The organism is Paeniroseomonas aquatica (assembly GCF_030409335.1).
Lineage (GTDB): Bacteria > Pseudomonadota > Alphaproteobacteria > Acetobacterales > Acetobacteraceae > Belnapia > Belnapia aquatica.
Genome location: NZ_JAUFPN010000083.1, coordinates 1,826 through 3,663, shown reverse-complemented (window position 1 = coordinate 3,663; position 1,838 = coordinate 1,826). Strand labels below are relative to the sequence as shown.

Genomic DNA, 1,838 nt, shown 5'->3' with positions numbered 1-1,838 from the left:
TATAAAGGATGCTGCCCAGCGGCGGCTCCAGGTCGCAGGAGACATCTGAGTGCCAGCCCTCACCATTGGCGCGTGGGCTGTCCTTGTCCGCCCGGATAATCATTAACTCGGGATGGCCCGGCTCGGTCGGCGCCGCGGGGTGGATGTGCAGCGGGCCAAATCTGCGGCCGAAGTCGAGGTGCTGGTCCTGCGTCAGGCTCTGGTCGCGGAAGAAGATCACCAGGTTCTCGGCTAGCGCGCGATGGATCTCATCCATCTGTCGATTGCTGGGGTTGGCGAGATCGACGCCGCCGATCTCGGCGCCGATCACCGGTGTCAGCTTGTCAATCGTGATGGTCTCGAAGGGTGCTCCAGCATCGCTGGCATGCCGGTAGCGGGGACCTTGGTTGGCACTGAGAGAACTCATGGCAATCATCTCCTCTATTCGAGCCGCAAGCCGGCGGTCCGGATAATCCGGCCCCAGCTCTCGATCTCGCTGGCAGTGAAGGCGGCGAATTCGGCCGGTGGCATCGGGGCCCGGCGCGCGCTTCCCAGGGCTTCGAGCCGCACCCTGACCTCCGGGACCTCGGCCGCCTTGGTAATGTCGCGGGCGATCCTGGCGACGACCTCGGGCGGCGTCGCGGCAGGCGCGTAAAGCCCGGACCAGGTCGTAAAGATATAGCGCGGCAGGCCGGCCTCGGCCGCGGTCGGCACCGCAGCTACGGCGGGATGCCGCTCCGTATCGCTCAGGGCGAGGGCGTTGACCGAATCAGTATCCACCAGCGGCTTGGCGCCGACGACATCCACCGCCATCAGCGAAATGCGGCCGTTGATGAGGTCAGGAAAACCCTGCTGGTTGCCCTTGTAGCCGACATGCACGAGGTCGAGGCCGGCCAGCTGGCGGAACAACTCTCCGGCGATCCGCGATGGCACGCTGCCGGCGCCGAAATTATGCCGGCCTGGCTCCGCCTTCATCCGCGCGATCAAGGCCGACAGGGACGTGGTGCCAAGGCCCTTGTGCGCCATCAACACGAACGGGGAGGTATTGTAGCGGACCACAGCGGCAAAGTCGCGGATCGGGTCATAAGGCAGCCGTTCGTAGAGTGCGGGATTGGCCGCATGGGTCATCGCCGAGGTGGAGAGCAGGGTCAGCCCGTCCGGTCGCGCCCGGGCCACTATCTCGCAGGCCAGCACGCCGTTGCCGCCACCCCGGTTGTCGATGACGACAGGTTTGCCCCAAACCTGCGACAGTCGATCGGTAAAGACGCGGGTGGTGACGTCTACTGCGCTGCCAGCGGGCAAGGAGGTGACGACAGTGACACGGTCCTGCGGCCATGTTCTGTTACCGGACTGCGCCAGGACCGCTGGGGCGCCGAGGGCGCTGGCAGCCGCTCCACCAAGCAAAGTGCGACGGCGGAGTAGGGTTGCCAGGGGCCGCATTATAGGATCCCCGCCCGATCCGGATGTCGTCTTGCAAGAGGTGGTACAGGTTCTCACTGTGTCCTTCTCTCCACCTTGGATGGCGTGCCGCTCTCGGCTTCGATTACCGNTTCCGCGGGCGAGCTGGCAATGCTAGGGGAGCCCATTTCCGCAATGCGCTGCGCAACGTCTGGCGTCCGTAGCGCCGCCGTCGTCTCGGTGTTCAGGCGGCGAACGATTGCGTCTGGGACGTAGGCCGGGGCAAGGAGGCCATACCAGCCTTGGACCTCAAAACCCTCCAGTCCGGCCTCGTCCATTGTTGGCACGTCCGGCAGCAGCGCTGCCCGCTTCCGGCTGCTCACAGCGATCGCGCGCAGCGTACCAGCCTGGATATGCGGCAGGACGAGCAGCAGATTCTCGAAGGTATAGGGCATCTCGGC

General features: G+C 65.4%; 4 protein-coding genes (1 of these 4 cut by a window edge). All 4 read right to left on the bottom strand.

Annotation, left to right across the window (positions count from 1 at the left end; translation table 11 throughout):
* Window positions 1-415 (bottom strand): TauD/TfdA dioxygenase family protein (locus tag QWZ14_RS08395; RefSeq protein ID WP_290316183.1); only part of this gene is annotated, 415 nt, incomplete at its 3' end.
* Between the two features lie 5 nt (window positions 416-420).
* Window positions 421-1,281, bottom strand: a complete 861-nt coding sequence (locus tag QWZ14_RS08390) for a Bug family tripartite tricarboxylate transporter substrate binding protein (protein WP_290316182.1) — start codon at window positions 1,279-1,281, stop codon at window positions 421-423.
* 191 nt (window positions 1,282-1,472) lie between these two features.
* Entirely contained in the window at window positions 1,473-1,832 is a 360-nt protein-coding gene (locus QWZ14_RS08385) for a tripartite tricarboxylate transporter substrate-binding protein (RefSeq protein ID WP_290316181.1), read from the bottom strand.
* Window positions 1,757-1,838, bottom strand: partial view of a tripartite tricarboxylate transporter substrate-binding protein gene (locus QWZ14_RS31945; protein WP_353959287.1) — the final stretch only. The gene runs 266 nt beyond the window's last position; 82 of the gene's 348 nt are visible here — the last part of the coding sequence; its start codon lies off the right edge, out of view; its stop codon occupies window positions 1,757-1,759. Before QWZ14_RS31945 ends, QWZ14_RS08385 begins: the two co-directional genes overlap by 76 nt.